3 rRNA genes (1 of these 3 only partly in view) are annotated in these 4,224 nt (G+C 58.2%); all 3 read left to right on the top strand.

What is annotated here, in order from left to right:
* Window positions 1–261: ribosomal RNA gene (locus ACFUVW_RS18985) — 16S ribosomal RNA — on the top strand (it extends 1,362 nt beyond the left edge of the window).
* A gap of 555 nt (window positions 262–816) precedes the next feature.
* Window positions 817–3,933 (top strand): 23S ribosomal RNA (locus ACFUVW_RS18980).
* A gap of 121 nt (window positions 3,934–4,054) precedes the next feature.
* Window positions 4,055–4,171: ribosomal RNA gene (rrf, locus tag ACFUVW_RS18975) — 5S ribosomal RNA — on the top strand.
* Together the 16S, 23S and 5S rRNA genes form the textbook arrangement of a ribosomal RNA operon.
* The last annotated feature ends 53 nt before the right edge of the window (window positions 4,172–4,224 follow it).

Below are 4,224 nucleotides of genomic sequence, written 5' to 3'. Positions count from 1 at the left end.
AAAGCCGGTCTCAGTTCGGATTGGGGTCTGCAACTCGACCCCATGAAGTCGGAGTCGCTAGTAATCGCAGATCAGCAACGCTGCGGTGAATACGTTCCCGGGCCTTGTACACACCGCCCGTCAAGTCACGAAAGTTGGTAACACCCGAAGCTCATGGCCCAACCGGTTTTCCGGGGGGAGTGGTCGAAGGTGGGACTGGCGATTGGGACTAAGTCGTAACAAGGTAGCCGTACCGGAAGGTGCGGCTGGATCACCTCCTTTCTAAGGAGCATCTGATACCCCCGTGACGCTTCGCGGCCGGGTCTGCCAGGTCATCTGGTGGTCTTGGTGGTGGGGTGGGGGTCAGGCAGACCATCTGAGGCGCCGAGAGTGTGCCTGGTGGTTGCTCATGGGTGGAACATTGACTAGAAGGACCGGTTCGCGCTTCGGCGCCGGCTAGTACACACCACGACTCTTCGGGGTCGGGCTCTTCGGGGCTGACCCTTCGGGGTGGGTGGGGGAACGTTGGTGGTCGGGGTGGGGGTTGGTTCGCAAGCACACTGTTGGGTCCTGAGGCAACCGGCTGTCCTGGAGGTTCTGGTGGGTTCGTCCTGCTGGGGTCTGGGGGGCCTGGGGGTCTTGATGGATACGGGTCGTGGGCTGGTGTGAACCGCTCTCCTTCGGTTGAGGGGGGTAGGCGTGCCGGGTGTCTGCGGGTCGTCCGTTGCTTGAGAACTGCACAGTGGACGCGAGCATCCCAGATGTTCAGTACTGGTTCCGCCTCTTCGTTTGAAGGTGGTGGGGCTGGTTTTCTGATCTCTGTGAAATATTGTAGTGTGTCGAAGTTTTTAAGGGCACAGGGTGGATGCCTTGGCACTAGGAGCCGAAGAAGGACGTGGTAGCCTGCGATAAGCCTCGGGGAGTTGGCAAACGAGCTGTGATCCGAGGGTGTCCGAATGGGGGAACCCGGCCCAAGTCATGTTGGGTCACCTGCATCTGAATACATAGGGTGTAGGGGGGAACGTCGGGAAGTGAAACATCTCAGTACCGACAGGAAGAGATATTCCGTGAGTAGTGGCGAGCGAAAGCGGATGAGGCCAAACCGTGTGTGTGTCAAGCTGTCAGGCGTTGCACATGCGGGGTTGTGGGACCTTCTGACCAGATCTGACAGTCTGGTAGCCAGTAAGAAAGTCGTGTCATAGTCGAACCGCATTGAAAGGCGGACCGTAGTGGGTGTGAGTCCCGTAGACGAAATGGTGCGGCCTGGTTGAGGGGATCCCAAGTAGCACGGGGCCCGAGAAATCTCGTGTGAATCTGGCAAGACCACTTGCTAAGCCTAAATACTACCTAGTGACCGATAGCGGACCAGTACCGTGAGGGAAAGGTGAAAAGTACCCCGGGAGGGGAGTGAAATAGTACCTGAAACCGTGTGCCTACAATCCGTCGGAGCCTCCTTTGCAGGGGTGACGGCGTGCCTTTTGAAGAATGAGCCTGCGAGTTAGTGCTCGGTGGCGAGGTTAACCCGTGTGGGGAAGCCGTAGCGAAAGCGAGTCCGAACAGGGCGTGATAGTCGCCGGGTCTAGACCCGAAGCGAAGTGATCTAGCCATGGGCAGGTTGAAGCGCCGGTAAGACGGCGTGGAGGACCGAACCCACTTAGGTTGAAAACTGAGGGGATGACCTGTGGTTAGGGGTGAAAGGCCAATCAAACTTCGTGATAGCTGGTTCTCCCCGAAATGCATTTAGGTGCAGCGTCACGTGTTCCTTGCCGGAGGTAGAGCTACTGGATGGCCGATGGGCCCTACCAGGTTACTGACGTCAGCCAAACTCCGAATGCCGGTAAGACATAGCGTGGCAGTGAGACTGCGGGGGATAAGCTTCGTAGTCGAGAGGGAAACAGCCCAGATCATCGGCTAAGGCCCCTAAGCGTGTGCTCAGTGGGAAAGGATGTGGAGTTGCACAGACAACCAGGAGGTTGGCTTAGAAGCAGCCACCCTTGAAAGAGTGCGTAATAGCTCACTGGTCAAGTGATTCCGCGCCGACAATGTAGCGGGGCTCAAGTACACCGCCGAAGCCGTGGCACTCACACGTTAACCCAGCACCAACCTTGGTTGGTGTTCAGGTGTGTGGGTGGGTAGGGGAGCGTCGTGTGGGCAGTGAAGCTGCAGGGTGACCTAGTGGTGGAGCCTACACGAGTGAGAATGCAGGCATGAGTAGCGAATGACGGGTGAGAAACCCGTCCGCCGAATGACCAAGGGTTCCAGGGCCAGGTTAATCCGCCCTGGGTAAGTCGGGACCTAAGGCGAGGCCGACAGGCGTAGTCGATGGACAAGGAGTTGATATTCTCCTACCGGCGAAGAACCGCCCATACCGAGCCCGGTGATGCTAACCATCCCAAACCACCACCGAGATCCTTCGGGATCTCACCGGTGGGGCGGCGTGGGACCCGAACCGGTAGTAGGTAAGCGTGTTAACAGGGGTGACGCAGGAAGGTAGCCCGGCGTGGCGATGGTAGTCCACGTCCAAGGTCGTAGCCCGCTTCGTAGGCAAATCCGCGAAGCACACAGGGTGAGAACTGATAGTGACCGCGTATGCGGGAAACGGGTGATCCTCTGCTGCCAAGAAAAGCCTCGACGCGAGGTTCTAGCCGCCCGTACCCCAAACCGACTCAGGTGGTCAGGTAGAGAATACCAAGGCGATCGAGCGAATCGTGGTTAAGGAACTCGGCAAAATGCCCCCGTAACTTCGGGAGAAGGGGGGCCCGAACCGTGAACCGGACTTGCTCCGGGGAGGCGGGGAGGGCCGCAGAGACCAGGGAGAAGCGACTGTTTACTAAAAACACAGGTCCGTGCGAAGTCGCAAGACGATGTATACGGACTGACGCCTGCCCGGTGCTGGAAGGTTAAGAGGACGGGTCAACTTCGGTGAAGCCCAGAATTTAAGCCCCAGTAAACGGCGGTGGTAACTATAACCATCCTAAGGTAGCGAAATTCCTTGTCGGGTAAGTTCCGACCTGCACGAATGGCGTAACGACTTCTCCGCTGTCTCAACCGCGAGCTCGGCGAAATTGCACTACGAGTAAAGATGCTCGTTACGCGCAGCAGGACGGAAAGACCCCGGGACCTTTACTATAGCTTGGTATTGGTGTTCGGTGCGGCTTGTGTAGGATAGGTGGGAGACTATGAAACCCGGCCGCCAGGTCGGGTGGAGTCAACGTTGAAATACCACTCTGGCCGCATCGACCATCTAACCTCGGTCCGTGATCCGGATCAGGGACAGTGCCTGGTGGGTAGTTTAACTGGGGCGGTTGCCTCCCAAAATGTAACGGAGGCGCTCAAAGGTTCCCTCAGCCTGGTTGGCAATCAGGTGTCGAGTGCAAGTGCACAAGGGAGCTTGACTGTGAGACCGACAGGTCGAGCAGGGACGAAAGTCGGAACTAGTGATCCGGCGGTGGCTTGTGGAAGCGCCGTCGCTCAACGGATAAAAGGTACCCCGGGGATAACAGGCTGATCTTGCCCAAGAGTCCATATCGACGGCATGGTTTGGCACCTCGATGTCGGCTCGTCGCATCCTGGGGCTGGAGTAGGTCCCAAGGGTTGGGCTGTTCGCCCATTAAAGCGGTACGCGAGCTGGGTTTAGAACGTCGTGAGACAGTTCGGTCCCTATCCGCTGCGCGCGCAGGAAACTTGAGAAGGGCTGTCCCTAGTACGAGAGGACCGGGACGGACGAACCTCTGGTGTGCCAGTTGTTCCGCCAGGAGCACGGCTGGTTAGCTACGTTCGGAAGGGATAACCGCTGAAAGCATCTAAGCGGGAAGCCTGCTTCAAGATGAGGTTTCCATCCCCGTAAGGGGTGAAGGCACCCAGCTAGACCACTGGGTAGATAGGCCGGATGTGGAAGACAGGACCAACGACTGTCGGAGCTGACCGGTACTAATAAGCCAACAACTTCACACACACTCAAACACTGTTTGACAATCATCTGCTACGCGTCCACTGTGCGGTTCCCGAGAAACGGGCACCACCCCCCACCACCAACAGGTGGAACACGGGGGTGACCCGGACAACTCGATACTGTTACGGCGGTCATAGCGTCGGGGAAACGCCCGGTCCCATTCCGAACCCGGAAGCTTAGCCCTTCAGCGCCGATGGTACTGCCCTCGCGAGGGGGTGGGAGAGTAGGACGCCGCCGGACACCCATTCACGAAAGGCCCACCCCACCCGGGGTGGGCCTTTCGCATACCCGGA

Source organism: Isoptericola sp. NPDC057391 (assembly GCF_042668085.1).
Classification (GTDB): Bacteria; Actinomycetota; Actinomycetes; order Actinomycetales; family Cellulomonadaceae; genus Isoptericola.
This window is presented reverse-complemented; position numbering and strand designations above follow the sequence as displayed.